This is a genomic window from Pararhizobium sp. DWP1-1-3 (genome assembly GCF_049896125.1).
Lineage (GTDB): Bacteria > Pseudomonadota > Alphaproteobacteria > Rhizobiales > Rhizobiaceae > Pararhizobium.
Window position 1 is genome coordinate 199,451 of record NZ_JAFCTR010000002.1, and the last position, 26,120, is coordinate 225,570.

The following is a 26,120-nucleotide window of genomic DNA, read 5'->3' on the forward strand; positions in this document are numbered from 1 at the left end:
GGACACGGCAACCATCTCCTGTTTAGAGCATCATGACGAAAGCTGTGAAGTGGTTTTCGCCGCGATCGCCGGGAGGGGCGCCGAGATCGCCGGGGAGGCGCGGATCCGCGCCGGGCAGGACGGCAAACAGCAGCAATTCCGGCCATGCCGCAAATTCGCCATTCTCCTTGATCATGTCTTAACGATGGGGATCAGCCGTGTTTTCCCGGTTCATGCGGCGTTGGACCGGTTTGCACACACATCGGAATTTCCAGGTGCGCAGGAAGACCTCTCTTCCTGCGGCTTGAAAGGAGAGTGAGCATGCTATCATCCAACATGGCCGCACCGGCCACCCAAACAGTGATACCGGCGTCCGACACCGGACTGACCATGGAACTGCTCGAACTCGAACTGTCGCTGGACGGCTTCACGACCGGGCCTGACGGCTTCGCCGCCCATGTCCGTGCGGCCGCCGCCGCGATCGACGGCGCCCTCCTGTTCGAATTGCCCGCCTCCGGCCTGGTCGCCGATTGCGACCGCATCGCAGTGCTGCGCATTCCCAAGGATGGCGGTGCCGTGATGGCAACGATCTTTGCCTGCCTGGAAACCGGCGGCAATACGATCCGCATCGAGACCCCCGACGAGACGACGGCGGATCTGAAGAATTTTGCCGAAGCCTTTGTGGATGTGTTGCAACGTATCTGATAGACAGATGCAAATCTGCAATCGATTCAAGGTCTCAGCATGCATATCCGGACGGTCCTGCCGCTTATCGCCCTTGGCGCAATCCTTGGCGGTTGCACCACGTTGACGCCGCAGGAACGCCGTGCCGCAGACGAGAAAACTTGCCTGTCCTACGGTTTTCGCCGTGGCACCGATGCGCTTGCCACCTGCCTGCAGCGCATCGATCTCGACCGCCGTGCCGAGTCGCGTTCGCTCCGATATGACAACGACCCAATGCTGTGGGGCTGGAACCGGCCGGTCATCGTCCGGTAATACTCTCACGTAACGCCGATATCGCCGGTAACGGCAAGGCTGCTTGCAAGAAAATTCCCTATCCGGTGCCAAATGGCGCAGGCTTTTGCTTTGGCAAAGCCGATTGGCACCTATGATGTGCGTGTAACCGATCGGGAGATTTTTCCATGAAAGCCGTGCTGAAAATACTCTGCGCCCTCTTCCTTCTTTCCGCCATGCCGGCCCTGGCCATCGAGCGATGGCAGCAACTGCCCGACCCCGTGCCCCTGCCGAAAGCGGACAAGACCGGCACCGCCCCGGTCAACGGCATCAACATGTATTATGCCGTCTACGGCTCCGGCCCGCCGGTTCTCCTGATCCATGGCGGCCTTGGCTATGCCGATGTCTGGGGCGCCCAGGTGACCGATCTTTCCAGGGATCACACCGTCATCGTCGCCGAAAGCCGTGGCCATGGCCGCTCGACCCGCAATGCCGAGCCCTATAGCTACGACCTGATGTCGTCGGACTATCTGGCTCTGCTCGACTATCTGAAGATCGACAAGACGGCGATCGTCGGCTGGAGCGACGGTGGCATTATCGGCCTCGACATCGCCATCCATCACCCGGAACGGTTGACCAGACTGTTTGCCCAGGCCGCCAATTCCAAGGTCGATGGCGTGATCCCGACGGTGATGGAAAACAACACTTTCGCCAGCTACATCGAGAAGGCCGGCGAGGTTTACAAGAAGATTTCGCCGACCCCCACCGAATACAATGCCTTCGTCACCCAGATCAGCGGCATGTGGGCAAGCCAGCCGAACTGGAGCGACGGCGATCTGAAGAAAATCACCACGCCGACCGCCATCGTTCTCGGCGACCATGACGAAGCGATCAGCCGCGACCATACCGACTATCTGGCCAAGACCATCCCGGGGGCTGAACTGATCATCCTCAAGGACGCCAGCCATTTCGCCATGCTGCAGGACCCGCAAGGGTACAACAAGGCGGTACGGGATTTCATCGACAAGTAGGGACCCATAACAGCTATCAGGCCGGCGTCGATTGTCCGGAGCTTAGAAAGCCTTCGGCAAGCCGGCCTGCTTCAGCGTCTCGTTGGCGGTATGACGTGATTTCACACCGTGATCGACGGTAAAATGCCGCTGTGAAACAGGACTGAACCAGATTTCATGATCCCCCTTGCCCGGCCTCACATAATGACACCCGGCCTTGGCCAACAGCTCCTTGAGATCACGCAGATAGCTGGACATCGTTGATCAGAAATGTGGGTTCGCAACTCTGGTCAGGTGCTCGGACATGATGTGAACGGGAATTTCACGCAAGTCCGAAGATATGTCGTTGAGTTCGAGAAGATCGGAAATCGCCGCCAAAATCTTCGGCTCCAGAAGTTCCATCGTATCCGCTTCAACGGCGAGACCGTCAATGTCCGTGCTGGTCGCCACCCATACGCCAGCCTCGTCGTCCCACAGGGCGCGAACGATGATTGAGACATGCTTCACGAAAGTCTCCCTGAAAAGTTGAACGCCGATATCAGCATCGACAGGTAAGATATAGCGTTTCCCGTGTCAATTTTCAGTCCCCTCACCCCTTGCCATTAATCGCTGCCTGGGCGGCAGCCAACCGTGCGATCGGCACGCGGAAGGGCGAGCAGGAAACGTAGTCGAGGCCGGTTTCCTCGCAGAAGCGGATGGATGCGGGATCGCCGCCGTGTTCGCCGCAGATGCCGAGTTTCAGGCCGTTCTTGGTGCGGCGGCCGCGTTCGGCGGCGATCTGGATGAGTTCGCCGACCCCATCGAAATCGAGCGAGACGAACGGGTCCTTCTCGACGATGCCTTTCTGGATATAGGTATTGAGGAACTGGGCCGCATCATCGCGCGAGATGCCGAAGGTGGTCTGCGTCAGGTCGTTGGTGCCGAAGGAGAAGAAATCGGCGCTCTCGGCAATCACATGGGCGCGAAGAGCGGCGCGCGGCAGCTCGATCATCGTGCCGACCAGATACTCGATCTCGATGCCGGCCTCGCCGATGACTTCCTTCGCCACCGCGTCGATGCAGGCCTTGACATAGTCGAGCTCGGATTTCAGCCCGACCAGCGGCACCATGATTTCGGGGACGACGGGAGCGCCGGTTTCGCGGGCGGCCTCGACCGCGGCCTCGAAGATGGCGCGGGCCTGCATCTCGCAGATTTCCGGATAGGAAATCGCCAGCCGGCAGCCGCGATGGCCGAGCATCGGGTTGAACTCGTGCAGCGCATCGACGCGCTGGCGCAGGTCGGCCGGATTCATGCCGAGCACGGCCGCGACATCGGCGATCTCCTCGTCGGTCTTCGGCAGGAATTCGTGCAGCGGCGGATCGAGCAGGCGGATCGTCACCGGCAGGCCGTGCATGATCGAGAACAGTTCGGTAAAATCGGAACGCTGCATCGGCAGGAGCTTGGCAAGCGAGAGCCGCCGTCCGGCCTCGTCTGCCGCCAGGATCATTTCGCGCATGACATTGATGCGCTCGCCCTCGAAGAACATGTGCTCGGTGCGGCAGAGACCGATACCCTCGGCACCGAAGGAACGGGCCGCCCGCGCATCGGCCGGGGTCTCGGCATTGGTGCGCACGGTCATGCGGCGGCTGGCATCGGCCCAGGCCATGATCTTGCCAAAATCACCCGACAGTTCCGGCTGCAGCATCGGGATTTCGCCCTTCAGCACCTGGCCGGACGAACCGTCGATGGTGATCACGTCGCCTTTGTTCAGCGTCATGCCGGCGCAGATCAGCAGTTCGTTGCGGGCATCGACGCGCAGGTTGCCGGCACCGGAGACGCAAGGGATGCCCATGCCGCGCGCGACCACGGCCGCATGGCTGGTCATGCCGCCGCGACAGGTGAGAATGCCTTCGGCCGCGTGCATGCCGTGAATATCTTCCGGGCTGGTCTCGACCCGGACCAGAATGACCTTGCGGCCTTCCTTTTCGGCCAGTACCGCCTCTTCGGAGGTGAAGACGATCTCGCCGGTCGCAGCGCCCGGCGAGGCCGGCAGGCCCGAGCCGATGATATCGCGGCGGGCGCGCGGGTCGATCGTCGGGTGCAGCAGCTGGTCGAGGGAGGCCGGATCGATACGGGTGACGGCCTGATCTTTGGTGATCGTGCCGCCTTCGGCCATGTCGACCGCAATCCGCAGCGCTGCCTTGGCGGTGCGCTTGCCGGACCGGGTCTGCAGCATCCAGAGCGTTCCGCGTTCGATGGTGAATTCGAGGTCCTGCATGTCGCGGTAATGGCCTTCCAGCCGGTTGCAGATCGCCTGGAATTCCTCAAACGCCTCCGGCATCAGCTTTTCCAGCGACGGCTTGTCGGAACCCGACGCGATGCGGGCGGCCTCGGTGATATTCTGCGGCGTGCGGATCCCGGCAACGACATCCTCGCCCTGCGCATTGACGAGGAATTCGCCGTAAAGCTCGTTCTCGCCGGTCGAAGGATTGCGGGTGAAGGCAACGCCGGTGGCGGACGTATTACCGAGATTGCCGAACACCATGGCCTGGACGTTGACGGCGGTGCCCCAGGCGGCGGGGATATTGTGCAGATGGCGGTAGGTGATGGCGCGCGGGTTCATCCAGCTGGAAAAGACGGCGCCGATCGCCCCCCAGAGCTGCACTTCCGGGTCCTGCGGAAAGGCGTTGCCGAGTTCCTCCTCGATCACCCGCTTGTAGAGCGAAATGATATGCTGCCATTCGACGGCGGAAAGCTCGGTATCCTGCTCATGGCCGAGACGGCCCTTTTCATCTTCGAGAATTTCCTCGAAAACCTCGTGGTCGAGCCCCATGACCACATCGGCATACATCTGGATGAATCGGCGGTAGCTGTCCCAGGCGAACCGGGCGTCGCCGGCATCATGGCCGAGCGCCTGCACGGTTGCGTCATTGAGACCGAGGTTGAGCACGGTATCCATCATCCCCGGCATCGAGGCCCGGGCACCGGAGCGCACCGACAGCAGCAGAGGACGCTCGGTATCGCCGAACACGCGGCCGGTGATCGCCTGCATCTTCTCAAGACCGGCCGAGACCTGCGCCTTCAATTCATCGGGAATGCGGCGGCCATCGGCATAATATTTGCCGCAGGCTTCGGTGATGATCGTCAGGCCGGGCGGCACCGGCAGGCCGAGATTGCACATCTCCGCCAGATTGGCGCCCTTGCCGCCCAGGAGATCACGATCGCCCGCATTTCCCTCGGCTTCTCCCCCACCGAAGGTATAAACCCACTTCGTCATGCCATTTCTCCACCCATACGGCTCCCGCCGGAGGTTACAGTATCCTTTTCGGCTTTAAAATGCACCGGGGGCGGAATTATGCTGCGTTGCAGCAAAATCACAGCCAAACCTGTCACAAAAAAGGAAATTGAGGGTCAATCAGCCGTGCGGCTGCGGCGCCAGGTGCTCTTGCCGGAGGCCTTTGCCTGATAGAGGGCCGTGTCGGCGGCACTCATCAACTCATCGGGGTCGAAACCATTTTCGGGAGACACTGCAATGCCGATGCTGACGCTGATGCCGATCTGACTATTGGCGATCCCAAACGGTTTTCCAAGCGCCAGAATGCAGCGGTCGGCGATATCGGCCACCGCCGACGCGGAGGCATGCTGAAGAATGGCAAATTCATCGCCGCCGAGCCGTGCCACCAGATCGCCGTTCACCAGGACCGATTTCAGCCGTTCGGCAACCTGCTTCAACAGCATGTCGCCGGCGGCATGGCCAAACGTGTCGTTGACCGGCTTGAAGCCGTCGAGATCGAGGTAGTGTACCGCCAGTTCCTGTCCGTCGCGCGCCGCCTTTTCCAGCGCGGATTCAAGCTTCTGGCGAAACTGCATGCGGTTCGGCAGCCCTGTCAGCGGATCGTGATGGGCCAGATGGGTGGCGTGGGCCTCGGCGCGGATGCGGTCGCTGACATCGGCGATCGTCAGAAGCAACCGCCGCGACGGTCCCTCGTGGATGATCCGCACATAGATCAGCACATGATGTTCCGCTCCGTCTGCCGCCTTCTGGTGCCAGACGGTGCGCGCCTCGCAATCCCCTTCCAGCCCCCGCAGCATGGTGCCCAGCCGCTCGCCTTCGCCGCCCGCATGAAAATCGGTAACGCTCTTTTGCCGCATCGCTTCGGCAGGAAAGCCGTAGAGCCGCACCGCCGCGTTGTTGACCGCCAGGATGTCCAGCGTCACGGCATCGCAGACCATCATCGGCATCGGATTGGCATCGAACAGCAGCCGGAACGATTCCTCGCGGCGCTTGAGATCGGTTATATCGATGCGCATGCCGATGGCGCCGCCGTCGGGCGTCCGGCGATCGTCGTGGCGCAGCCAGCGCCCGTCCCGCAGCATCTGCTCTTCCTGCGAGACGGGGAGCCGATGCTTCTTCATCCGTTCCTCGATCCAGTGTTGCGGATCCGTGACCAGTTCGGGCATTTCGCCACTGGCCAGGCTGATCTCGAGAATCTCGCGGAACGGCATTCCGGGGCGCAGATGGTCCGCGATCTCAGGATAAAGCGCTGCATATTTCTCGTTCCAGAGGATGTAGCGATCCTCGGCATCGAACACGCAGGCTGCCTGCGGCAGCATGTCGATGAAAAAACCGAGGCGCCGGTGGGCTGCCCTCGCCTCCAACAGTGCCTCATCATTCTGCCGCTCAAGCTCAAGCCGCATCGATTCCATCGAACGTTCATCGATGAGATCGCGGATGACGACACCCGTCAAACCATCGCCGAACCGCACGACGGAGAGTTCTACGGGAATGACACTGCCATCGCCGCGCAGAAGCAGCGTTTCGCGGCGGAAAGAGTTGGCGGACGCGTTCGAGACACCGTGCCATTCCGGCAGGAGCCGCGACACCGGGGTTCTCACCAGAGCCGAGCCGCCACCGGACATCGCCGTCACGGCCTCATTGGCGAAGACGATGATACCGCCCGCATTGACGCACAGCGACGCCACGGGAGCGGCTCCCAACAGCAGCAATGCATCTGCGCCCGTGAAATCCGTCAAGCTTCATACCCTCCGGCGGCCCGGCGCCGCACTTTAAAGGCTATAGGCGAAAGTGTGCGCCCAGATATGAAAGATATCCTTACCGGCCTGGCACGCCAATGGATTGTGGCCGAGCAGCCTCTCTACCATCTTTGCGCATCACTTAACCAATGCTAATATTTATGACCAAGCGGGGATATATCGAGGCTGACAACCGCCTCCCCGCTGAGTGCGTCGAATTCTTCCTCCACACCACGCGTGCCAATCTGTGACAGCCGGGGAGTGATCACGATGAGACTGTGCCTGCTGTGGCTGTATTTGCTGGTTTTTGCTTTTGCCGCGCCGCTCGGCGCAACCGCAGCGGAGACGGGAAAACGGCTCGCACTCGTCATCGGCAACGGCCAATACGAGGCCGCCGGCACTTTGCCCAACGCAGTCAGCGATGCGCGCGATTTCGGAGCGTTTCTGTCAGCCCGGGGGTTTGAGGCCGATGTGGTGACCGATGCGGATCGCAGTCACCTGGCCGAAGCGATGTCGCGCTTTGTCCGCAAGGTAGGCAAGGACGACACGGCGCTGTTTTATTTCGCCGGTCACGGCATGCAGCTTCGCGGCGAAAACTATCTGGTCGCCACGGATGCGCGGCTGGCCAGCGAATTCGATGTCGCAGCCGAGACGCTGGCGCTTGCGGACGTCATCGAAGCCATTGAGAAAAAAGCGAAGATCGCTCTCGTCTTCGTGGATGCATGCCGCAACAATCCGCTCGCCAACCGTCTCAACCAGGAGATCGAAGGCGCCACCAGAAGCATCGCGACCCGCGGACTGGCGCCGGTCGAAACAGACAGCGCCGGCACCATGGTTGCGTTCGCTGCGGCACCCGGGCAGGTCGCATCAGACGGCAGCGGCAAGAATTCGCCCTTCACCACGGCCCTGATCAGCCATCTCGCAGGCCCCGGCCTTGAAATCGGCACCGCCTTCAAGCGGGTCATCCGCGACGTTCGAAAGGCGACGGATGGCAAACAATCGCCGCAGATCCTGTCGTCGCTGGCCTTGGAATTCTATTTCGATCCTTCTTTGCCGGAGGTGGAGCAATCGCGGGTCGATACGCCGGCGATCGATCAGAAGACGATCGTGGTGGAGGCGGATTTTCGCAAGGCATTGCGGATCAATACACCGCGCATCTGTACGCTTTTCCTCGGGCAACACCAGACGGGCGAGCAGGCGATACTGGCGCGGCAGATCTTGAACCAGCTGCAACCAAACCCGGCACTGGGCAGCGGCGCAAACGCTGAAACGCGGGAAACCGGGCTGGGACTGAGCAAGACCCAGCGGCACGATATCCAGGTGGCGTTGATCGGCCGGGGTTTTGCGGCCGGCCAGCCGGACGGCGCTTTCGGCCAGCAGACCCGGCGGGCGCTCGCCGACTATCAAAAGTTTATAGGCATCGGCAATTCCGGCTATTTCGACGAGCAGACAGCCAAAAGCCTCGGAATGGCGGTGCAAGCCTATGGAAACGGCCTTTATTCCTCGCCGCTGGCACGTGTCTATAATCCAAAGGATTTCGAAGGCCTCGAAACCGATCCGCGCGTTCTGAAAGCGGTTGCCTGCAGTCCCTATTATGAAAGGATCTACGGCTCCTTCGACGGACATCTCTACGTCCTCATGCGCGCCGGCCTCATCACACGGAAATCTGCAGCATCGATTTCGAAACGCTGCGGCGGCTATCTCGCGACAATCACCTCGGAAGCGGAAAACAGCTTCATCGCATCCCTTCTCAACAAGGACCCGCGACTGTTCCTGATGGGCTACGACCCGAAAGGGCCTGTGTCCTACAAGATGGGCGCTTGGATTGGCCTCATCCAGGATCCGTCGGGCAAGGAACCACGCGGCGGCTGGAAATGGGAGAATGGCGAACCGATGACATATTCGAAGTGGTACACGAACATGCCGAACGAAAATAAACCCGGCGATGATTATGCCATGTACTATGCCCACAAGCAGGGAAAAGCGGATACCAAGACACAATATGTCGATACCTGGGATGATATGGGGGAAAGCGACGGGGGCTATTCCTTTGTCATGGAATTGCAGTGAGAACTACACCGCTTCACGCAACTGCTCGGCCGTCTGCAGATCGACGGAGACGAGCTGGGAGACGCCCTGTTCGGCCATGGTGACGCCGAACAGGCGGTTCATGCGGGCCATGGTGATCGGGTTGTGGGTGATGATGACGAAGCGCGTCTCGGTCGAGGCGGCCATTTCGTCCATCAGGTTGCAGTAACGCTCGACATTGTGGTCGTCGAGCGGCGCATCGACTTCGTCGAGCACGCAGATCGGCGCCGGATTGGTGAGGAAGACCGCAAAGATCAGCGCCATCGCCGTCAGCGCCTGTTCGCCACCGGACAAAAGCGTCATCGTCTGCGGCTTCTTACCCGGCGGACGGGCGAGGATTTCAAGGCCGGCGTCGAGCGGATCGTCGCTCTCGATCAGCTGCAGCTCGGCCGTGCCGCCGCCGAACAGGTGGGTAAACAGCCGCTGGAACTGGACGTTGACGACATCGAATGCGGCCAAGAGCCGTTCGCGGCCTTCGCGGTTGAGGTTCTGGATCGCCGAGCGCAGCTTGCGGATCGCGTCGATGATGTCCTCGCGCTCCTTCAGCATAGCGTCGAGCTTGTCGGACAGTTCCTTCTGCTCTTCCTCGGCCCGCAGGTTGACGGCGCCCAGCCGCTCGCGCTCGATCTTCAGGCGGTCGAGTTCGCGCTCGATCTGGCGGACATCCGGAAGCTCGGCATCGACGGCAAGGCCGGTCAGCCGCATCACCTCGTGCGGGGCGCAGTTGAGCACCTCGCGGATACGGGCTTCGCTCTCGATCCGCTTTTCGCGGGCGGAAACAAGCCGTTCCTCGGCGCGGCCGCGCTTTTCGCGGGTCTCTGCCAGTTCCGACAAGGCGGTGACGGCGATCCGGTCGGCATCGCGCTGGCGCGTCTCGGCGACGGTCAGCACGTCCGCTGCCTGGCGGCGCGCCTCCTCGGCCTTCGACAGTTCGCTCATCAGCGCCCGGCGCTTCTCGTCGAATTCGTCGGGGGCTTCAAGCAGTTCCTCGACTTCCTCGCGGGCTTCGCTTTCGCGCTCGCGCAGGGTCTCGATATGTTCCTGCGCGCTCGCCGCCCTGGAGTTCCAGGTCTGCCGCTCCGCCGCGATGGCGCGAATGCGGCGTTCGCGGGCTTCGTTTTCGCGGGCAAGGCCATCATTGATGGCACGGGCTTCGGCGACCAGCGCCCGGTCTGTGGCAACCGTGGTCATCTGGCTGTTGAGTTTCTGCTCCAGCCCGGCAACGTCTGGGGCATTTTCCAGCGCCTCGCGGCCGGCTTCCATCTGCTCGCCGATTTCCTCGACCTGCAGCGCCAGCTGGCTCGAGGTTTCGGAAAGAACGGCGCGGCGGCGGACGAGATCGCCGGATGCACGCTCGGCTTGCGCCAGCGCATCGCGGGCTTCGGCGAGCTTGCGCGCCACCATGCGCTGGGTCTCGCGCGACAGCCGCAGGCGTTCGTCTTCAGTGCGGATGCGAGCCGCAGCGGCGGCAAGCTCGGCTTCGCGCGCGGCCAGCTGATCGCGGGCATCCGTGAGTTCGCCTTCGAGTTCGGCAAGGCGGTTCTTCTGGGCCAGACGCAGCGCTGCGGCACTTGGCGCATCCGCACCGGTGACATGACCGTCCCAGCGCCAGACGGCCCCGTCGCGCGTCACCAGCCTTTGTCCCGCCTTCAACAGCGGCAGCAGGCGCTCTGCCGTGGCGTCGTTTTCAACGATGCCGATCTGGCGCAGGCCGCGATCCAGCGTTTTTGGCGCACGCACGTGTTGCGTCAGAGGAATGGCATCACCCGGCAATTGCGGATCATCCGAGGCATTGCCGGGCGCACGCCAATGGGCGGGCGCACCGGGGTCGAGCGGCGATTCCAGATCTTCGCCAAGTGCGGCGCCAAGCGCCGTCTCGAAACCGCGATCGACCTTCATGTCATCAACGACGGGCGGCGCTGCCCCCTGCACGGCCGACGCATCCAGCATGCGCCGGATGGTGCGGGCTTCGGTCTCGATGCCGTTGACCCTTGAGCGGGCGGCATCGACGGAAGGGCGGGCCGCGACTTCGGCTTGCCGGGCAACAGCCAGCGCCTCTTCGATATCGGCAACGGCATTTTCCGCCTGCTCAAGCGCGGATTCGGCAGCCTCGACCTCTTCCTGCTTTTCGGCCGGATCCGGCAGCGTTTTAATCTGCCGGTCGAGTTCGTCGAGATCGCGGTTCTGGTCGGACAGCTGACGGGCAAGACGCGCCTGCCGCTCGCTCAGATCGCGGATGGTCTTGTCAAGCTGGTTGCGCGACGCCTGGGCCTCGGCCTTTTCAGCCGTCAGCAGGCCAAGCTGGCGTTCGCTTTCGGACAATCTCTCGCTTGCATCGGCAAGCCGCTCGCGGGCTTCCTCGGCCCGCTCGCCGGCTTCGGCCAGCATATCGGCAAGCTCGCTCTCTTCTTCGTCCAGACGGGACAGAATACCGGCATTGTCGGCCACCATCCGCTCCTCGCGAACAATATCCTCGCGCAGCTGCGACAGGCGGCGCTGCAACTCGTCGCGGCGGCGCAGAATGCGGCCGGCGTCTTCCTCCAGCTGCGACTTGGCGATCTGCAGGCGCTGCAAGGCGGCTGCCGCCCTGGCTTCGCCTTCGCGCAATTCCGGCAGTTTCAGGCTGGCAACCGCCTGCGCTTTGGCCGCCTCCATCTGCGCCTGCGCCTTTTCGGCCACCAGCGAGGTCGCCTGGTTCAGCTGGCTGTCGGCTTCGCCCTCGGCTTGCTTGGCCTGGACCCAGCGGATATGCAGAAGCATCGCCTCGTGGCGGCGGATATCGGCCGACAGCATCTTGAAGCGATTGGCCTGGCGCGACTGGCGTTTCAGGCTTTCGATCTGGCTTTCGAGCTGCGAGGTCACATCCTCCAGCCGCTCAAGATTGGTTTCCGCCCCTTTCAGCCGCAGCTCGGCCTCATGGCGGCGCGAATGCAGCCCGGAAATGCCGGCGGCCTCTTCGAGCAGCTGGCGCCGTGCCTGCGGCTTGGCGGCAATCAGCTCGCCGATCCGGCCTTGGCCCACCATCGAGGGCGAACGCGCGCCGGTCGAGGCATCGGCGAACAGAAGCTGCACATCCTTGGCGCGGGCTTCCTTGCCGTTGATCCGGTAGACCGAGCCGTTCTCCCGCTCGATCCGCCGCGTCACCTGGATCTCGTCGCTATCGTTGAAGGCGGCGGGCGCGGTGCGATCGGAATTGTCGAGATAGAGGCCGACTTCCGCCGTGTTGCGGGCTGGACGATTGCCGGAGCCGGAAAAGATCACGTCGTCCATGCCGGACGCCCGCATGTTCTTGTAGGAATTCTCCCCCATCACCCAGCGCAGCGCTTCGACCAGATTGGACTTGCCACAGCCATTCGGCCCGACAACACCGGTCAGCCCGCGCTCGATGACGAATTCGGAGGGCTCGACGAAGGACTTGAAGCCGAGAAGGCGCAGTTTGGTGAATTTCATGCGGCTTGCCTCGCATTTGAGGCAAGAGCCCCCCCTCTGTCACTCCGTGACATCTCCCCCTCAAGGGGGGAGATCAGCCACAAGCATTTTTCACGACTTACGAAAGAGGCATCAAGGGAAAAGAATGATCTCCCCCCTTGAGGGGGAGATGTCACGGAGTGACAGAGGGGGGTATGCGGCATCCTCGTCACTTGAACGCCCCCACTCCGACAATACGAACAATATGCTGGCAAACATTGTCGATGTCGCGAAGGACATCGTCGTTCCAGAACCGCAGAACAGTCCAACCATTCTGCTCGAGACGAGCACTCCGTTGCTTGTCGTAATCCACAGCGTCGCCATTTGCGTGCTGCGACCCGTCGAGCTCCACAACGATCTTGTGTTCAGGGCAAGCGAAATCGACGATATAGCCGCCGATCGGTAACTGGCGCCGGAAACCCAGCCCCATCAGACGATGCGCACGAAGCTCATTCCAGAGCTTCAACTCTGCGTCGGTCATGGACCTGCGCATCGTTCGGGCATTTTTTCGCAGAACGGGTTTAACTTCAGAATGGGGCAAGATACCCCCCTCTGTCACTCCGTGACATCTCCCCCTCAAGGGGGGAGATCGGCCGCGGGCATTTTGCTCGACTTACGAAAGAGGCAACAAGGGAAAAGAATGATCTCCCCCCTTGAGCGGGAGATGTCACGAAGTGACAGAGGCGGGTAATTCTCCGCACATCCGGACCATAAAAAACGGGCGCACTGAGGCGCCCGCTGGCCGTTTTGTCCAAACGCTGGGGATCAGAGCATCGAGTCGATAAGGGCCGACATGGTGTCAACCGACATTTCTCCGGAATACTTCTTGCCATTGACGAAGAAGGTGGGGGTGGCCTTGACGCCGAAATCCTTGTCGCCCTTCTGCATCGTTGCCTGCACATCATCCAGAAGTTTCTGGTTCGTCAAGCAGGCCTCGAAGCTCTCCTGTGTAAAACCGGCGAGTTTCGACATCTGCAGCAGCGCATCGCGGCCGTTCGGCGCCGCAGCCCAGGTTTCCTGCTGCTTGAACAGCATCGAGATCATCGGGAAATACTGGCCTTCCGGGGCGCAGCGCGCCAGCATGAAGGCGGCGGCCGCACGCGGATCGAACGGGAATTCGCGCAAGACGAAGCGGACCTGGCCGCTATCGACATACTTGGTCTTGATGGCATCATAGGTTTCGTTGTGGAAACGGGCGCAATGCGGGCAGGTCATCGACATGTATTCGACGATCGTCACCTTGGCGTCGGCCTTGCCGACCGACATTTCCGGCAGCGGGCCTGGCGCCATCAGCTTGGCAATATCGACTTCGCCTTCCGACTGCGGAACCTCGACCTTGGCTGCGGGCGCTGCGGCCTGCGCCACCTGCGTCTGGCCGGCCTGCGCCGTTGCCGGCGTTGCAGCCGAAGACATGGTGGAGGATGTCGTCGTGCCATCCACCGGCTTGGCTGTGTTGGCAGCCATCATCGAGCCACCCTCGGCCGGCTTCATCGCAGACGTTGACGACATCATCGAGCCGCCATCAACCGGCTTGACTTCGGTCTTGGCGGCCGTGCCGGTGCTTTCCGTCGCAGGCGCGTTTGCAGCCGCATCCTTCTTCTCGTCGCTGCAGGCGGCGAGCGTCACAGCGATGGCAGCCACGGCAACGCCGCTCAGGAGGCGCTTGAAAGGGCTCAGTTCAGAAAGGGACATGGTTTCACCTGTGTAAGGGGATAAACGAAAACGGTCGAAAATTCGATAACTTGCCTTGTTCAAGGCGACAAGGGGCTGTTGCTCACCAACGTTCAAACAATTGTGACCGGCTGATGGTCGCATTCATTTTTTTCGCGGCGCAAGCACCGCCGTGCCAAGCCGCGTCAGCGCCGCCTTCAGGGCATCGTTTTCGATGCCATCGACCAGCGTCTCAAGATGCCGCGCCCGCTCGCCGGTCAGCGGTCTGGGTTTGCGATAGGGTTTTGGCGGGGCAGAGACCGGTTTCTGCACGATGCGCATCTGGTTGATCGCCGGAAAACCGAAGAAACCGTTAATCCGCTGGATCAGTTCGCCCTGCGCATGGGTGAGGAACAGGGCGCGCGCGCCTTCGCAGGCAATGGTCAGCACACCCGGCTGGTAGCCGCCCTCGCCGGTCATTTCCGAGGCGCGGCGCGGCCAGGCGATCTTTTCCGGCCGGGTGCAATCGGCAAAGTCCTCGCCGGCGATCTCATCCCAGGAACCGAGCAACAGCGTGTTGATACCGGCCCGCTTGGCAAGCACCGGATCGATCATGCCATTGGCGATCTCGCTGATCTGACGGCCGCCCTTGCGGGTATAAGGTTGTTTCAACAGATATCTTTCGGGTTGCGAATCCGCCTTGAAGGATGGCGAACACTCCGCCAAGTATAGGAGCCAATCAACCTTCCGGCAAATGATGCAGCAGACAATGAAATCGGCCGATGCGGCCAATACGGCCAAACGGCTTCTCTCCTGGTACGACCGGCACCATCGCGACCTGCCCTGGCGGGTGTCGCCGCCGATGGCACGCGATGGCGTGGTCGCAGACCCCTATCACGTCTGGCTGTCGGAAGTGATGCTGCAGCAGACCACCGTGCAGGCGGTCAAACCCTATTTCCACAAATTCCTGGCGCTCTGGCCGAAGGTGACCGACCTTGCGTCTGCCGATACCGAGGAAGTGATGAAGGCGTGGGCGGGCCTTGGCTACTATGCCCGCGCGAGAAACCTGAAGAAATGCGCCGAGGCGGTGGCGCGCGAGCATTCCGGTATCTTTCCCGACACCGAGGACGGATTGAAGGCGCTGCCGGGGATCGGCGACTATACAGCCGCAGCCGTCTCCGCCATCGCCTTCAACCGGCAAAGCGCCGTCTTGGACGGCAATGTCGAGCGGGTGATTTCGCGGTTGCACGCGATCGAGACGCCGCTTCCATCAGCAAAGCCGCAAATGCGGGCGCTGGTGGCCGAGATGACGCCGGCGGACCGGCCCGGCGATTTCGCGCAAGGGATGATGGATCTCGGCGCGACGATCTGCACGCCGAAACGGCCGGCCTGTGCGCTCTGTCCGCTGAACGAAAACTGTCTGGCCTTGAAAAGGGCCGATCCCGAGACCTTTCCGCGCAAAGCGCCGAAAAAGGAAAAACCGCTGCGGGTTGGCGCCGCCTTCGTCGCCAGCGGCATCGATGGGGCGGTCTATCTGCAAAAGCGCGGCGACACCGGGCTGCTCGGCGGCATGACGGAGGTTCCGGGCACGCCCTGGACCTCGCGCGTCGACGGCGACAATACGATTTCCGCCCAGCCTTTCGCCGCGCCATGGGAACCCTGCGGGACAATCTCTCATGTTTTCACGCATTTTGAGTTGCGCTTGTCGATCTATCGGGCCAAGGTCGGCACCCAGAACAAAACAGGAAACGGCTGGTGGGAACCGCTTGCCTCACTTCGGGCCCAGGCGCTGCCGACCGTCATGAAAAAAGCAATCGCCCAGGCTATACCGGACGCTTTCAAAGACGGTCCGGACAGCCTTGGAAACTGAGGAATACCCGATGAGCAGCGTCGAAATCCGCCACATCGTCTTCGACATCGGCAGGGTGCTGATCCATTACGATCCGCATATCCCGTTCTCACGAATTATTCCCGACGATGCGGAGCGCAAGTGGTTCTTCGCCAATGTCTGCACCCATGACTGGAACATCGAGCAGGATCGCGGCCGCGATTGGCGCGAGGCGGAAGAGCTTTTGATCGCGCAGCATCCTGATCATGCCGACAGCATCCGGGCCTTTCGCAAATACTGGCACGAGATGGTGCCGCATGCCTATGTCGAATGCGTCTCGATCATGGAAAGCCTGATCGCCAAGGGCTATGACGTCACCATGCTGACCAATTTCGCCTCCGACACATTCAAGGAAGCGCAGAAACTGTTCCCGTTTCTCACCCTGCCGCGCGGCGTGACGGTGTCGGGCGACATCCGTCTGATCAAGCCGGACGTGGCGATCTATCAGACGCATACGAAGGCGTTCGGTCTTGATCCTGCGGCAACGCTGTTCATCGATGACAGCATGCCCAATGTCGAAGGTGCTCGCGCGGCCGGATGGCATGCCGTTCACTTCACCGATCCGCAGACGCTGCAATCCGACCTCTCGGCTTATGGGCTTGCAGTATGACGATGGAAACCAGCATGCCCTTCGATCCCGTGGCTGCCGCCGCGCGCTTTCATGCCGTGATCGGCGATCTCGATTTTGAAGCCATCGACGATTTCTTCGCCGATGATGCAACCTATTCCTCCGGCAAGGTCGGGGGCCTCAAGGGCCGCGCCGATATCATGGCAGCGTTCCGGCGCTATTTTGCCGAATATCCGGACCAGGTGGCCGAAGACAGCCTGATCGAACAGGTCTCCGCGCGCGCGGCCCGGGCCGTCTGGAGCCTCAGGGCCACTAGCGCGACCACCGGATGTCCTCTTGTCCGCCAGGGTGAGGAAACCATCACTTTCAATGATCAGGGCAAGGTCACCAATGTCGATGTCACTGATTTCTAAGGCTCGTTTCCCGATGCCCGTTGCCGGCGCAGGATGAGCCCTCGGAATCCAGCATGGAACGAGGCTCGCATGCCAAAAAGCAGCAATGACGGCACGGCCAGCGGAGGCTTCGTCTCTCGGGCATCGTGCCAACAGCACGGGAGATAAGCCTGGCGGAAGAGAGCATCGGAACTTTCCGGTGCCGGAAACAGAAACGCCCAGGACCATCGCGGATCCTGGGCGTTTAAGTCTTCTTCCGGGACTGAAGGTACTAAACCGGTCGAAAACTATCTGTGAACGGAATGGCTTCGATGCCGCGCCGCCAAGCAATTTACGGGCCTGCCCGCGCGCCTCGCGTGGTTGATCACGCGGTCGTCCTTGCTCGTGGTCAAACTATCCGTGAGATGGTTAAATTGTTCTAAAAGACGGCTTCGTCTTCGCGGAAATCAGGTCCGGATTGTCTGGATTTTTTTGACGGCAACAGGCACGGTCGGCACCATCACGCCGACTCACAGCGCGAAAAATCCGCCACTTCCGCCACTGTGGTGAAACTCGTCTTTTCAGGAACTCGTTCCCGTCCGCAGACGGGAAAGGCAGGCCATATGAACGAGACTACCGAGATTTCGAACAGACCCAAAGACAGGCAACACGGCCCGGAGAACAATTCCGAAAGCCCTGCCCGATGGGTGATTCACTGTATCTGCTGCGAAGAGCCGGTCGAGCCGTGGCAGACCAGCGGCTATCAATTCGGCTATTGCGCCCACTGTTTCGATGTCCTGATGGAACCGGCGGGGAAATCCTGAGGCGCAGCTTTATGGGCTGAATTAACATGCAAACGCCGCGCGACCTCAAGGTGCGCGGCGTTTGGTTTTCAGTGGGCGCGGTTGATCAGTTGACCTTGGCCATGCCGCTGCGGATGACGGCGCGCAGGTCGTCGATCGGCCTGAGCGCCGTGCCGTCTTCATAATGCCAGAAGGTCCAGCCGTTGCAGGCGTCCAACCCTTGCACCTTGGCGCCGAGGCGGTGGATCGAGCCGGCGTCGCTGCCGCTGGCCACTGTTCCGTCCGCACGCACGATGGCGCTGTAACGGCGCTTGGCGTCGGTCAGCACCGTGCCGGGCTTGATCATGCCGCTTTCGATCAGCGTGTTGAAGGCAACGCGCGGTTCGGCCTTCTTGCCGGTCATCACCGACAGGGTCGCCTTGCCGAGCGGCTCGACGGCCGCAATCCGCTCGGATGCCGCATCGATATAGGCCTGCTCGCGTTCGATACCGACGAAATGGCGGCCGAGGCGCTTGGCAACGGCACCGGTGGTGCCGGAGCCGAAGAACGGGTCGAGCACGATGTCGCCCGGCTTGGTCGAGGCCATCAGGATCCGGGCCAGCAGGGCTTCCGGCTTCTGGGTCGGATGCGCCTTCTTGCCGTCGTCGCCCTTCAGGCGCTCGCCGCCCGAGCAGATCGGAAACAGCCAGTCGGAGCGCATCTGCACGTCGTCGTTCGAGGCCTTGAGGGCATCGTAATTGAACGTGTAGCCCTTGCCCTTCGCGCTCGGGCTTGCCCAGATCAACGTCTCATGCGCGTTCTGGAACCGGCGGCCCTTGAAATTCGGCATCGGGTTGGTCTTGCGCCAGATGATGTCGTTGAGGATCCAGAAATTCAGGTCCTGCAGGGTCGCGCCGACGCGAAAGATATTGTGATAGGAGCCGATGACCCAGAGCGTTCCGGTCGGTTTGAGGACGCGGCGGCAGGCGAGCAGCCAGGCGCGGGTAAAGGCATCGTAGGCCTCGAAGGACACGAACTGGTCCCATTCGTCATCGACGGCATCGACCAGCGACTGGTCGGGCCGGTGTAGCGAACCGCCAAGCTGGAGGTTGTATGGCGGGTCGGCGAAGACGACATCGACGGAGTTGTCGGGAAGCGCCTCAAGAGCGGCGACGCAATCGCCTTTGATGATGGAATCGAGCCAGCCTGCAGGGCTGACGCCGCGGGAGATTTCGGCCAACGAAACAACTGATGACATGGACACTCGCACCTACGCTTACTCGGAACTGATTGGCCCTTATGGTTACCGAACTTGGTTACCAAATGCTGAAGGGGGCGGAAAATTTGCGAAATGATACAGCAGGATGGAAACTCCGGTGCCGATGCGGTATCCTATTTTTATGGACAGAAGCCACGCCATAGCCAGACTGCAGGAGCAGGCCGATACCGTTCGCGGCATGGGTGCCACGGCGCTTTTTCTGTTCGGCTCGACGGCTCGAGACGCCGCATCGACTGCCAGTGATCTCGACCTGTTCATCGACTACGATCAGGCCAGCCGATTTAACGCCTTCGACCTGATCGGCATTAAACTTTTCCTGGAAACGCAGCTATCTATGCCGGTTGACATCACCACCCGGGACGGGCTGCATCCGGTGCTGAAATCAGGGATCGAACAATCCGCCGTACAGGTTTTTTGATGGCGCGGGAGTTCGTCATGCACTTGGCGATATGCTGGAAGCGATCGCAGGCAGCGGGCTATCGAAATCGTCTCCGAAGCTAGCCGCGCCGTTCCCGACGACGTTAAGGCAATCCGGCCAGAAGTACCCTGGCCGCAGGTTCGAACGATCGGCAATGTTCTACGGCATGAGTATCACGGACTGTCGGACAGGATTATCTGGGGCGTCGTGACAGACGAACTGCCTGCTCTGAAACGGCACTCCTGGCGCTGAACGAGCAATTCGACGCACCCTTGTGCCCACTATTGAGCTAGCAGTGCCATCTTGCCAGAAGAGGCAACTTTCAAGGCTGCCTCTTCCGAAAATTCCCAGCTGGCATGTCTATCGCACCTGGGTTTTCGGCACGTCATGAAACACCCGGCTATCGGCCGGTGCCTCGTCCCTCTCTGTCATGCCATAGTCGCGGATGACGCCGGCGATGCGCAGGCGGTAGTCGGCGAAGGTGCTGTTGCGGCCGGCATGCTGGGCCGCCCGATGCTCGGGACCGTTGCGCCAGGTGGCGATCGCCGCCTCGTCGCGCCAGAACGACAGAGACAGGATCTTGCCGGGTATCTTCATGCTCTCGAACCGCTCGATCGACAGGAAGCCGTCGATCTCGTTGAGCCGGGTGTGAAGTTGCGCGGCCAGATCGAGATAGGCGCTGCGCCGGTCATCGGCCGGCGTCACCTCGAAGATGACGGCGATCAAAACGACACTGCCTTTGCATGCGGGCCGGAGACGTTCTGTAGGAAAATCCGGTCTTCCCTATGGATGAACCGTTCTTTCCTGGCAAACTGATAGTTTTCGATGCCGAGCGGATCGGCAGCCAGCCGCGTGCGATAGGCTTCGTAGGCGGCCAGGCTCTCGATGTGATAGGCGGCATAGGCCGTGGTGGCCGAACCTTCGTGCGGGGCGAAATAACCGATCAGGTCGGCGCCGTTGCGCGGAATTGCCTGTCCCCAGTTGCGGGCGTAGGCGGCGAATTCCTCGCGCTTGAACGGATCGATTTCGTAGCGGATGAAACAGGTGATCATGGGTCTCTCCTTGGTTTGCGGATGCCCCGTTGTGCCATTTTACAGCGACCGGATGCTTCGATGACGATCGAAGTGTCGGGCCTTGCCGGGGTTGCGGGCTGCGGTTAACATCCGCGCATGAAAGAAGGTCCAGATATCGCCCTCATCGGGTCGCTGATCGGCGATCCCGCCCGCGCCAACATGCTGACAGCGCTGACCAGCGGCAAGGCACTGACGGCCACGGAGCTTGCCGGGACGGCGGGGATCACCCTGCAGACCGCCAGTTCGCACCTGTCGAAGCTGGAAGTGGGCGGCCTGATCTCGCAACGCAAACAGGGGCGGCACCGCTATTTCACCCTTGCCGACGACGATGTCGGACTGATGATCGAGGGGCTGATGGGCTTTGCCGCCTATCGCGGTTTCACCCGCCATCGCACCGGCCCCAAGGACCCGGCCTTGCGCAAGGCCCGCGTCTGCTACAATCACCTGGCGGGCGATTACGGCGTGCGCATGCTGGACAGCCTGGTGGCGGAAGAGGTGATCGCCGGAGCCGGCGACACGCTGCATCTGACGCCATCCGGCAAAGACAAAATGACCTCGCTCGGCATCGATCTTGCGGCTTTGACGCGACTGCGCCGGCCGCTCTGCCGGGCCTGCCTCGACTGGAGCGAACGCCGCTCGCATCTTTCCGGCTCGCTTGGCCAGGCGCTTTTGACGCTGTTTCTCGACAAGGGCTGGGCCAGGCGCGAGCCCGACAGCCGCGCCATCCGCTTCACCGGCACCGGCGAAACGGAATTTGCAACACTCTTCCCCCTGCCCGCGCCATCGACGGCCGATCCCCGTCACCAGCACACCCTCGAAGCGTGACCAAAAGCCCGTTGCCGGGCTGGGGTTTTGCCGGAAGACTGTTTATAGGTCGGATCACCCCTTCAACGCGATACGGCCAATGACATCCTCGACCAGTTTTCGCGAGCGCATCGCGCTCTATGCCTGCCTGACCTCGCTGACCTCCATCAGCATCGATGCGCTTTTGCCGGGGCTGCGCCAGATCGGGGCCGATGTCGGCGCCGCACCTCCACTCTCCACCCAACACGTCATCTCCCTATTCATCCTCGGCATGGCGTGCGGAGAATTGCTGCTCGGGCCGCTGTCCGACGCGCTCGGACGAAAGAAGGCGCTTGTTCTCGGCCTTTGCGTCTATGCGCTGGGAACAGTGGTCGCCATGACAGCGGGATCGCTGGAAATGGTCATCCTTGGCCGGTTTGTTCAAGGCATCGGCGTCTCCGGCCCGAAGATCGCCACGCGGGCGATGATCCGCGACCAGTTCGAGGGCGATGCAATGGCCCGCGTCATGTCGTTGATGTTCACGCTGTTCATTCTCGTGCCGATGCTGGCGCCGGCCTTAGCGCAGGGCATCATCGCTGTTGGCGGCTGGCGCAGCGTCTTTGCTGTTTATCTCGGGCTGGCTGGCCTGCTCGGCCTCTGGCTGGTGATGCGGCAACCCGAAACACTGCCGCCTGCCAAGCGCATTGCCTTTCGTCCCCGGCTTCTGGTGTCGAACGGATGGCGCATCCTGTCGAACCGGCGCGTGACGCTGCTGATCATCGCGACTGGGCTCGTTTTCGGCGCCCAGCTGCTCTATCTCAGCACCGCCGCCGAGCTGTTTTTCGATGCCTATGGAATCGCTGAGACTTTTCCGTTCTATTTCGCGGCGCTGGCCACCGGGATCGGGCTCGCCTCGTTCCTCAACGCCAAGCTGGTGCAACGTTTCGGTTCGGACACGATGGCGCGCTGCGGCTTCACCGGCCTCGCAATGGCAGGCCTGGCGATGCTGGCAGTCTCCGCGTTCTGGGGCGGAAGGCCGCCCCTGCCCGTGCTGATGGTGCTCGCCTTTTCGGCATTCTTTGCCATCGGCGTGCTGTTCGGCAACCTCAACGCCATGGCCATGCGCTCGCTGGGACAGGTTGCGGGGCTCGGCGCATCGTTGATCGCTTCCGGCTCAAGCCTGGTCGCAACGCTGTTCGCCATCGGATTGGGCACCCTTTATGACGGCACGACGTTTGCGCTGTCGGCCGGCTTCCTCATCGCCGGCGTCAGCGCGCTGGTGCTGGCCGAGCTTGCAGCGCGGGGAGATGCCGCACCCGTGGAAGCCCTACGGTAGACAGCCAGCAGTAATTCGGGCCGTCTTCGTAACTGGTGGCGGTGGACATGGCGGCACCCCTGCAACCGCGTCAGCCTGGGTCACACGGTGGTGGGCCAGCCGTTGCCACGACCAGCACATCATCGAAACCGGAAATGGCAATGCCGGTGCAGAGCGGCGACCATTCGCAGCGCTCACAGGCGTCGCGGATCGAGCCTTGAGCAAAGGCCGCACGCATCCGCTGCAGGAAATCGATGCTGGGCCGGATCGACGAACCGGGACCAGCGGATACCCCGAGCAAAGCCTCAACCGCATCGCTCGCCTTCAAATCGCGATCGGTCACACTCTCGCTCAGACAGTGCATGCCCGGTTCGCCAAGCATCGGCCCACAGACATCGTCCGGCCCCTCGACCACCACAATATCCTCGCCCGCAGAAAGACGGGCGGCGATGCGGATGTAATTTTCGGTGAAAGCCTCAGTGTAGCCCTTGCCGACGAAGGTCAGCATGCAGAGCAGATGATGCGGGCGCAGGCGGACGGTCATGGTGGGCCTTGGCGGGGTCAAAATCGGGTTTTACCCGGCAATTCCACCAGCGGCAACCGGTGGCCAATGTAGACCTTCGGCCTTCGACACGCAGCACTTTGCTCCGCCACGGGTAAAAGTGGCGGAGCGGATGACGGACGATGACCGGGTCCCGTCAGGCGGCGGTATTGCCCACCTGATCCAGTTCCTTGACGACGTCCTCAGCCAGAACAAGGTCTGCTGCGGCAAGGTTTTCGCGGAGATGGCCGACGGACGAGGTGCCGGGGATGAGCAGGATGTTCGGCGAACGGCGCAGCAGCCAGGCGAGCGCCACCTGCATCGGCGTGGCGTCCAGCCGTGTTGCGACGTCCGACAGCGTCGACGACTGCAGCGGGCTGAAGCCGCCGAGCGGGAAGAACGGCACATAGGCGATGCCGTCGCGGGCAAGATCGCCGATCAGGGCATCGTCGTCCCGATGGGCCAGATTATACTGGTTCTGGACGCAGACGATTTTGGCGATGCCACGCCCTTCGGCGATCTGCGTCGCGGTGGCATTGCTCAGCCCGATATGACGGATCAAGCCCTGCCGCTGCAGGTCCGCGAGCACGGTGAGCGGTGCCTCCAGCGATCCTTCGGCCGGACCGTGCACGCCGAACATCAGGCGAAGATTGACGACATCGATGACGTCCAGGCCGAGATTGCGCAGATTGTCGTGAATGGCACTGGTCAGTTCTTCGCGGGAAAAAGCCGGGGCCCACGACTTATCCGCCCCACGCCGGGCACCGACCTTGGTGACGATGACCAGATCGTCACGATAGGGATGCAATGCTTCGCGGATAAGCTGGTTGGTGACGTGCGGGCCGTAGAAATCGCTGGTATCGATATGATCCACGCCGCTTTCAACAGCCTCGCGCAGCACGGCGAGTGCTGCATCATGATCCTTCGGCGGGCCGAACACACCGGGGCCAGCAAGTTGCATGGCACCGTAGCCAAGCCTTTTTACCCTGCGGTCGCCGAGGGTGAACGTTCCGGACTGATCGACAGTTGACATGATCTGGTTCCTTTCAAGAGACGATCTCAAGATAGGCGGTGGCGGCACGCATGAAAACGGGGCATAATCCGCACAGTGTGTGCGGGGTGGCGAACAATGAAGACCGATCTGGGTGATCTGAACGCGTTTGTGGCAGTGGCGCGTGCCGGTGGTTTTCGCGAAGGCGCGCGTACGATTGGCAGCAGCGCCTCCTTTCTCAGCGAAGCAGTGCGCCGCCTTGAGGCTCAACTGGGCGTCAGGCTGCTCAACCGGACGACGCGAAGCGTGGTGCCGACCGAAGCCGGCAAGGGTCTGCTGGAACGGCTGGGCCCGGCATTGACCGAGGTGGAGGCGGCGCTCGACGTGGTCAACGGCTTTCGCGACCGGCCGGCAGGCACGCTGCGCCTCAATGTGCCGGTCAGCGCGGCGCGGCTGGTGCTGCCGGCGATCATACCGCCGTTCCTGGCCGCCTATCCCGATATCCGGCTGGAGATCATGGCCGACGACAGCTTTGTCGATATGCTTGCGGCCGGCTGCGACGCCGGCATCCGCTATGACGAAAAGCTGGAGCAGGACATGATCGCAGTGCCGATCGGGCCGCGTGTCCAGCGTTTTGCCACGGCAGCCTCCCCCGCCTATCTCGACCGCTGCGGCCGGCCCCGGCATCCGCGCGAACTGCTCGGCCATGCCTGTCTGCTCGGCCGCTTTGCAAGCGGCAGGACGACGGCACCGTGGGAGTTCGAGCTTGATGGCGAGGTGGTGCGGGTCGATCCCGCGGGGCCGCTGATCGTCAGTGTCGGCGGATCGATCGATCTCGCCGTCGATGCCGCCATTGCCGGAACAGGGATCATTTCCCTGTTCGAAGACTGGCTGCGCCCGCATCTGGACACAGGCGCGCTGGAGCCGGTTCTGGAACCCTGGTGGCAATCCTTTTCGGGGCCGTTCCTTTACTATCCCGGACGGCGCCTGGTGCCCGCACCGCTCAGGGCTTTCATCGACTTCGTCAAGGCGCTGCCCAACCGGACCTGACGCTTGGCTGCGACAGATCCGCAGTTCCATGTCCGATGAAACTTGGGCCGCTCCGCCCTTGGCGCATGGCAGGTTTCCGTTCCGCGCGGTTGAGCTTTCCGGGCGCATCGTGTAAACGGCCAGCATCTCCCAAAGGATTATTTCGGCATGACCAGCATTGATCTCATCATCTTCGACTGCGACGGCGTTCTCGTCGATTCGGAAATCATCGCAAGCGAAGTCGAGGCCGAGCTTCTGACGGAATCGGGCTACCCGATCAGCACCGAGGAAATGGCCGAGCGCTTTGCCGGCATGACCTGGCACAACACGCTGCTTGCCATCGAGAAGGAAGCGGACATCCCGTTTTCGGCGTCGATACTGGGCAAGTCCGAAGCCATTCTCGACAAGCGCCTGGCAAACGATCTCAACATCATTGACGGCGTCAAGCCGATGCTGGCGCAGATCAAGCTGCCGCATTGCATCTGCTCGAACTCGACTTCGGCGCGGCTCTCCTCGATGCTGGCCAAGGTCGGTATCAAGGATCATTTCGGCAAGCATATCTATTCGGCCCGCGATCTCGGCGAAGACAAGGTCAAGCCGAAGCCTGACATCTTCCTGCACGGCGCAAAGCAGTTCGGCGTTGATCCGTCGCGCGTTCTGGTGATCGAGGATTCCGTCCACGGCATCCATGGCGCCATCGCCGCCGGCATGCGCGTCGTCGGCTTCACCGGCGCTTCGCATACCTATCCCTCGCATGCCGACAAGCTGACCGAAGCCGGCGCCGAAACGGTGATTTCACGCATGAGCGCACTTCCGGGCGTCATTGCGGCGCTGTCGGAATGGTCGGAAACGCTGACGGCGTAACTATCCCACATCGCTTGCATAGGATGGGCAATTGCCTCGCGCGGCGGTCGCCCATC

At 61.8% G+C, this 26,120-nt stretch carries 28 protein-coding genes; 14 read left to right on the forward strand and 14 right to left on the reverse strand.

Annotated elements, in window-relative coordinates; translation table 11 throughout:
• Positions 1 to 22: 22 nt before the first annotated feature.
• Positions 23 to 175 (reverse strand): hypothetical protein, encoded by a 153-nt coding sequence (locus tag ACP7BS_RS05530; protein WP_426236791.1) that lies wholly within the window; start codon positions 173 to 175, stop codon positions 23 to 25.
• Positions 176 to 300: 125 nt separating this feature from the next.
• Between ACP7BS_RS05530 and ACP7BS_RS05535 the strand changes: the two genes are divergently transcribed.
• From ACP7BS_RS05535 to ACP7BS_RS05545, 3 genes are all read left to right on the forward strand, one after another.
• Positions 301 to 684 (forward strand): hypothetical protein, encoded by a 384-nt coding sequence (locus ACP7BS_RS05535; RefSeq protein WP_426236792.1) that lies wholly within the window; start codon positions 301 to 303, stop codon positions 682 to 684.
• 39 nt (positions 685 to 723) lie between these two features.
• Positions 724 to 975, forward strand: a complete 252-nt coding sequence (locus tag ACP7BS_RS05540; protein ID WP_426228796.1) for a hypothetical protein — start codon at positions 724 to 726, stop codon at positions 973 to 975.
• 146 nt (positions 976 to 1,121) lie between these two features.
• Positions 1,122 to 1,964 carry an alpha/beta fold hydrolase gene (locus ACP7BS_RS05545; protein WP_426236794.1) on the forward strand — a complete coding sequence of 281 codons (843 nt, stop codon included), beginning with the start codon at positions 1,122 to 1,124 and terminating at the stop codon, positions 1,962 to 1,964.
• Between the two features lie 42 nt (positions 1,965 to 2,006).
• On the opposite strand, the gene ACP7BS_RS05550 is transcribed toward ACP7BS_RS05545, so the two are convergent.
• The 4 genes from ACP7BS_RS05550 to ACP7BS_RS05565 all read right to left on the reverse strand — a co-directional run bounded on the left by ACP7BS_RS05550 (position 2,007) and on the right by ACP7BS_RS05565 (position 6,956).
• The gene (locus ACP7BS_RS05550) at positions 2,007 to 2,201 is read right to left on the reverse strand and encodes a type II toxin-antitoxin system HicA family toxin (protein WP_426236796.1); all 195 of its coding nucleotides are present in this window, start codon (positions 2,199 to 2,201) and stop codon (positions 2,007 to 2,009) included.
• A gap of 6 nt (positions 2,202 to 2,207) precedes the next feature.
• Positions 2,208 to 2,450, reverse strand: coding sequence for a DUF1902 domain-containing protein (locus tag ACP7BS_RS05555; RefSeq protein ID WP_426236798.1), 243 nt, complete (start codon positions 2,448 to 2,450; stop codon positions 2,208 to 2,210).
• An 82-nt stretch (positions 2,451 to 2,532) separates the two neighbouring features.
• Positions 2,533 to 5,199, reverse strand: a complete 2,667-nt coding sequence (gene ppdK, locus ACP7BS_RS05560; protein WP_426236800.1) for a pyruvate, phosphate dikinase — start codon at positions 5,197 to 5,199, stop codon at positions 2,533 to 2,535.
• A 134-nt stretch (positions 5,200 to 5,333) separates the two neighbouring features.
• Positions 5,334 to 6,956 carry a diguanylate cyclase domain-containing protein gene (locus ACP7BS_RS05565; protein ID WP_426236802.1) on the reverse strand — a complete coding sequence of 541 codons (1,623 nt, stop codon included), beginning with the start codon at positions 6,954 to 6,956 and terminating at the stop codon, positions 5,334 to 5,336.
• A gap of 270 nt (positions 6,957 to 7,226) precedes the next feature.
• Here ACP7BS_RS05565 and ACP7BS_RS05570 point away from each other — a divergent pair, with 270 nt between their 5' ends.
• Positions 7,227 to 9,026, forward strand: a complete 1,800-nt coding sequence (locus ACP7BS_RS05570) for a caspase family protein (RefSeq protein WP_426236805.1) — start codon at positions 7,227 to 7,229, stop codon at positions 9,024 to 9,026.
• 3 nt (positions 9,027 to 9,029) lie between these two features.
• On the opposite strand, the gene smc is transcribed toward ACP7BS_RS05570, so the two are convergent.
• The 4 genes from smc to ACP7BS_RS05590 form a co-directional block, all read right to left on the reverse strand.
• Positions 9,030 to 12,494 carry a chromosome segregation protein SMC gene (gene smc / locus ACP7BS_RS05575; protein ID WP_426236807.1) on the reverse strand — a complete coding sequence of 1,155 codons (3,465 nt, stop codon included), beginning with the start codon at positions 12,492 to 12,494 and terminating at the stop codon, positions 9,030 to 9,032.
• Positions 12,495 to 12,681: 187 nt separating this feature from the next.
• Positions 12,682 to 13,053 carry an endonuclease domain-containing protein gene (locus tag ACP7BS_RS05580; RefSeq protein WP_426236809.1) on the reverse strand — a complete coding sequence of 124 codons (372 nt, stop codon included), beginning with the start codon at positions 13,051 to 13,053 and terminating at the stop codon, positions 12,682 to 12,684.
• 224 nt (positions 13,054 to 13,277) lie between these two features.
• Positions 13,278 to 14,204, reverse strand: a complete 927-nt coding sequence (locus tag ACP7BS_RS05585) for a DsbA family protein (protein WP_426236811.1) — start codon at positions 14,202 to 14,204, stop codon at positions 13,278 to 13,280.
• A gap of 123 nt (positions 14,205 to 14,327) precedes the next feature.
• A complete protein-coding gene (locus tag ACP7BS_RS05590) occupies positions 14,328 to 14,834 on the reverse strand; it encodes a DUF721 domain-containing protein (RefSeq protein WP_113318421.1) in 507 nt (168 codons plus the stop codon).
• Between the two features lie 97 nt (positions 14,835 to 14,931).
• Between ACP7BS_RS05590 and mutY the strand changes: the two genes are divergently transcribed.
• The 4 genes from mutY (at position 14,932) to ACP7BS_RS05610 (ending at position 17,813) form a co-directional block, all read left to right on the forward strand.
• Positions 14,932 to 16,032: an A/G-specific adenine glycosylase gene (gene mutY, locus ACP7BS_RS05595; RefSeq protein WP_426236813.1), complete on the forward strand. Its 1,101-nt coding sequence runs from the start codon at positions 14,932 to 14,934 to the stop codon at positions 16,030 to 16,032.
• A gap of 10 nt (positions 16,033 to 16,042) precedes the next feature.
• Positions 16,043 to 16,660 carry an HAD family hydrolase gene (locus ACP7BS_RS05600; RefSeq protein ID WP_426228805.1) on the forward strand — a complete coding sequence of 206 codons (618 nt, stop codon included), beginning with the start codon at positions 16,043 to 16,045 and terminating at the stop codon, positions 16,658 to 16,660.
• Between the two features lie 14 nt (positions 16,661 to 16,674).
• Positions 16,675 to 17,031 carry a nuclear transport factor 2 family protein gene (locus ACP7BS_RS05605; protein WP_426236815.1) on the forward strand — a complete coding sequence of 119 codons (357 nt, stop codon included), beginning with the start codon at positions 16,675 to 16,677 and terminating at the stop codon, positions 17,029 to 17,031.
• A 581-nt stretch (positions 17,032 to 17,612) separates the two neighbouring features.
• Complete coding sequence (locus ACP7BS_RS05610; RefSeq protein ID WP_426228807.1) at positions 17,613 to 17,813, forward strand: hypothetical protein; 201 nt, start codon at positions 17,613 to 17,615, stop codon at positions 17,811 to 17,813.
• Positions 17,814 to 17,898: 85 nt separating this feature from the next.
• Here ACP7BS_RS05610 and ACP7BS_RS05615 read toward each other — a convergent pair whose 3' ends face one another.
• On the reverse strand, positions 17,899 to 19,029 hold the full coding sequence (locus ACP7BS_RS05615; RefSeq protein ID WP_426236817.1) for a site-specific DNA-methyltransferase: 1,131 nt from the start codon (positions 19,027 to 19,029) through the stop codon (positions 17,899 to 17,901).
• A gap of 142 nt (positions 19,030 to 19,171) precedes the next feature.
• On the opposite strand from ACP7BS_RS05615, the gene ACP7BS_RS05620 reads away from it, so the two are divergent.
• The gene (locus ACP7BS_RS05620) at positions 19,172 to 19,468 is read left to right on the forward strand and encodes a nucleotidyltransferase family protein (protein WP_426237450.1); all 297 of its coding nucleotides are present in this window, start codon (positions 19,172 to 19,174) and stop codon (positions 19,466 to 19,468) included.
• Positions 19,469 to 19,579: 111 nt separating this feature from the next.
• Positions 19,580 to 19,720, forward strand: a complete 141-nt coding sequence (locus ACP7BS_RS05625) for a DUF86 domain-containing protein (RefSeq protein ID WP_426237452.1) — start codon at positions 19,580 to 19,582, stop codon at positions 19,718 to 19,720.
• Between the two features lie 108 nt (positions 19,721 to 19,828).
• Here the strand turns inward: ACP7BS_RS05625 and ACP7BS_RS05630 are convergent, their stop codons facing one another.
• Both ACP7BS_RS05630 and ACP7BS_RS05635 read right to left on the reverse strand, forming a co-directional pair.
• Entirely contained in the window at positions 19,829 to 20,194 is a 366-nt protein-coding gene (locus ACP7BS_RS05630) for an antibiotic biosynthesis monooxygenase family protein (protein WP_426236819.1), read from the reverse strand.
• Positions 20,191 to 20,520 (reverse strand): NIPSNAP family protein, encoded by a 330-nt coding sequence (locus tag ACP7BS_RS05635; protein WP_426236821.1) that lies wholly within the window; start codon positions 20,518 to 20,520, stop codon positions 20,191 to 20,193. The genes ACP7BS_RS05630 and ACP7BS_RS05635 overlap by 4 nt, the downstream gene beginning before the upstream one ends.
• A 117-nt stretch (positions 20,521 to 20,637) precedes the next feature.
• Between ACP7BS_RS05635 and ACP7BS_RS05640 the strand changes: the two genes are divergently transcribed.
• Both ACP7BS_RS05640 and ACP7BS_RS05645 read left to right on the forward strand, forming a co-directional pair.
• Positions 20,638 to 21,366, forward strand: coding sequence for an ArsR/SmtB family transcription factor (locus ACP7BS_RS05640; RefSeq protein ID WP_426236823.1), 729 nt, complete (start codon positions 20,638 to 20,640; stop codon positions 21,364 to 21,366).
• A 79-nt stretch (positions 21,367 to 21,445) separates the two neighbouring features.
• Positions 21,446 to 22,660, forward strand: a complete 1,215-nt coding sequence (locus tag ACP7BS_RS05645; protein WP_426236825.1) for a multidrug effflux MFS transporter — start codon at positions 21,446 to 21,448, stop codon at positions 22,658 to 22,660.
• Positions 22,661 to 22,730: 70 nt separating this feature from the next.
• Here the strand turns inward: ACP7BS_RS05645 and ACP7BS_RS05650 are convergent, their stop codons facing one another.
• Entirely contained in the window at positions 22,731 to 23,183 is a 453-nt protein-coding gene (locus ACP7BS_RS05650; RefSeq protein ID WP_426236827.1) for a DUF1284 domain-containing protein, read from the reverse strand.
• Positions 23,184 to 23,337: 154 nt separating this feature from the next.
• Positions 23,338 to 24,213: an aldo/keto reductase family oxidoreductase gene (locus ACP7BS_RS05655; protein WP_426236829.1), complete on the reverse strand. Its 876-nt coding sequence runs from the start codon at positions 24,211 to 24,213 to the stop codon at positions 23,338 to 23,340.
• Positions 24,214 to 24,309: 96 nt separating this feature from the next.
• On the opposite strand from ACP7BS_RS05655, the gene ACP7BS_RS05660 reads away from it, so the two are divergent.
• A complete protein-coding gene (locus tag ACP7BS_RS05660; RefSeq protein WP_426236831.1) occupies positions 24,310 to 25,221 on the forward strand; it encodes a LysR family transcriptional regulator in 912 nt (303 codons plus the stop codon).
• Positions 25,222 to 25,368: 147 nt separating this feature from the next.
• Positions 25,369 to 26,064, forward strand: a complete 696-nt coding sequence (locus tag ACP7BS_RS05665) for an HAD family hydrolase (RefSeq protein ID WP_426228816.1) — start codon at positions 25,369 to 25,371, stop codon at positions 26,062 to 26,064.
• Positions 26,065 to 26,120: the final 56 nt, after the last annotated feature.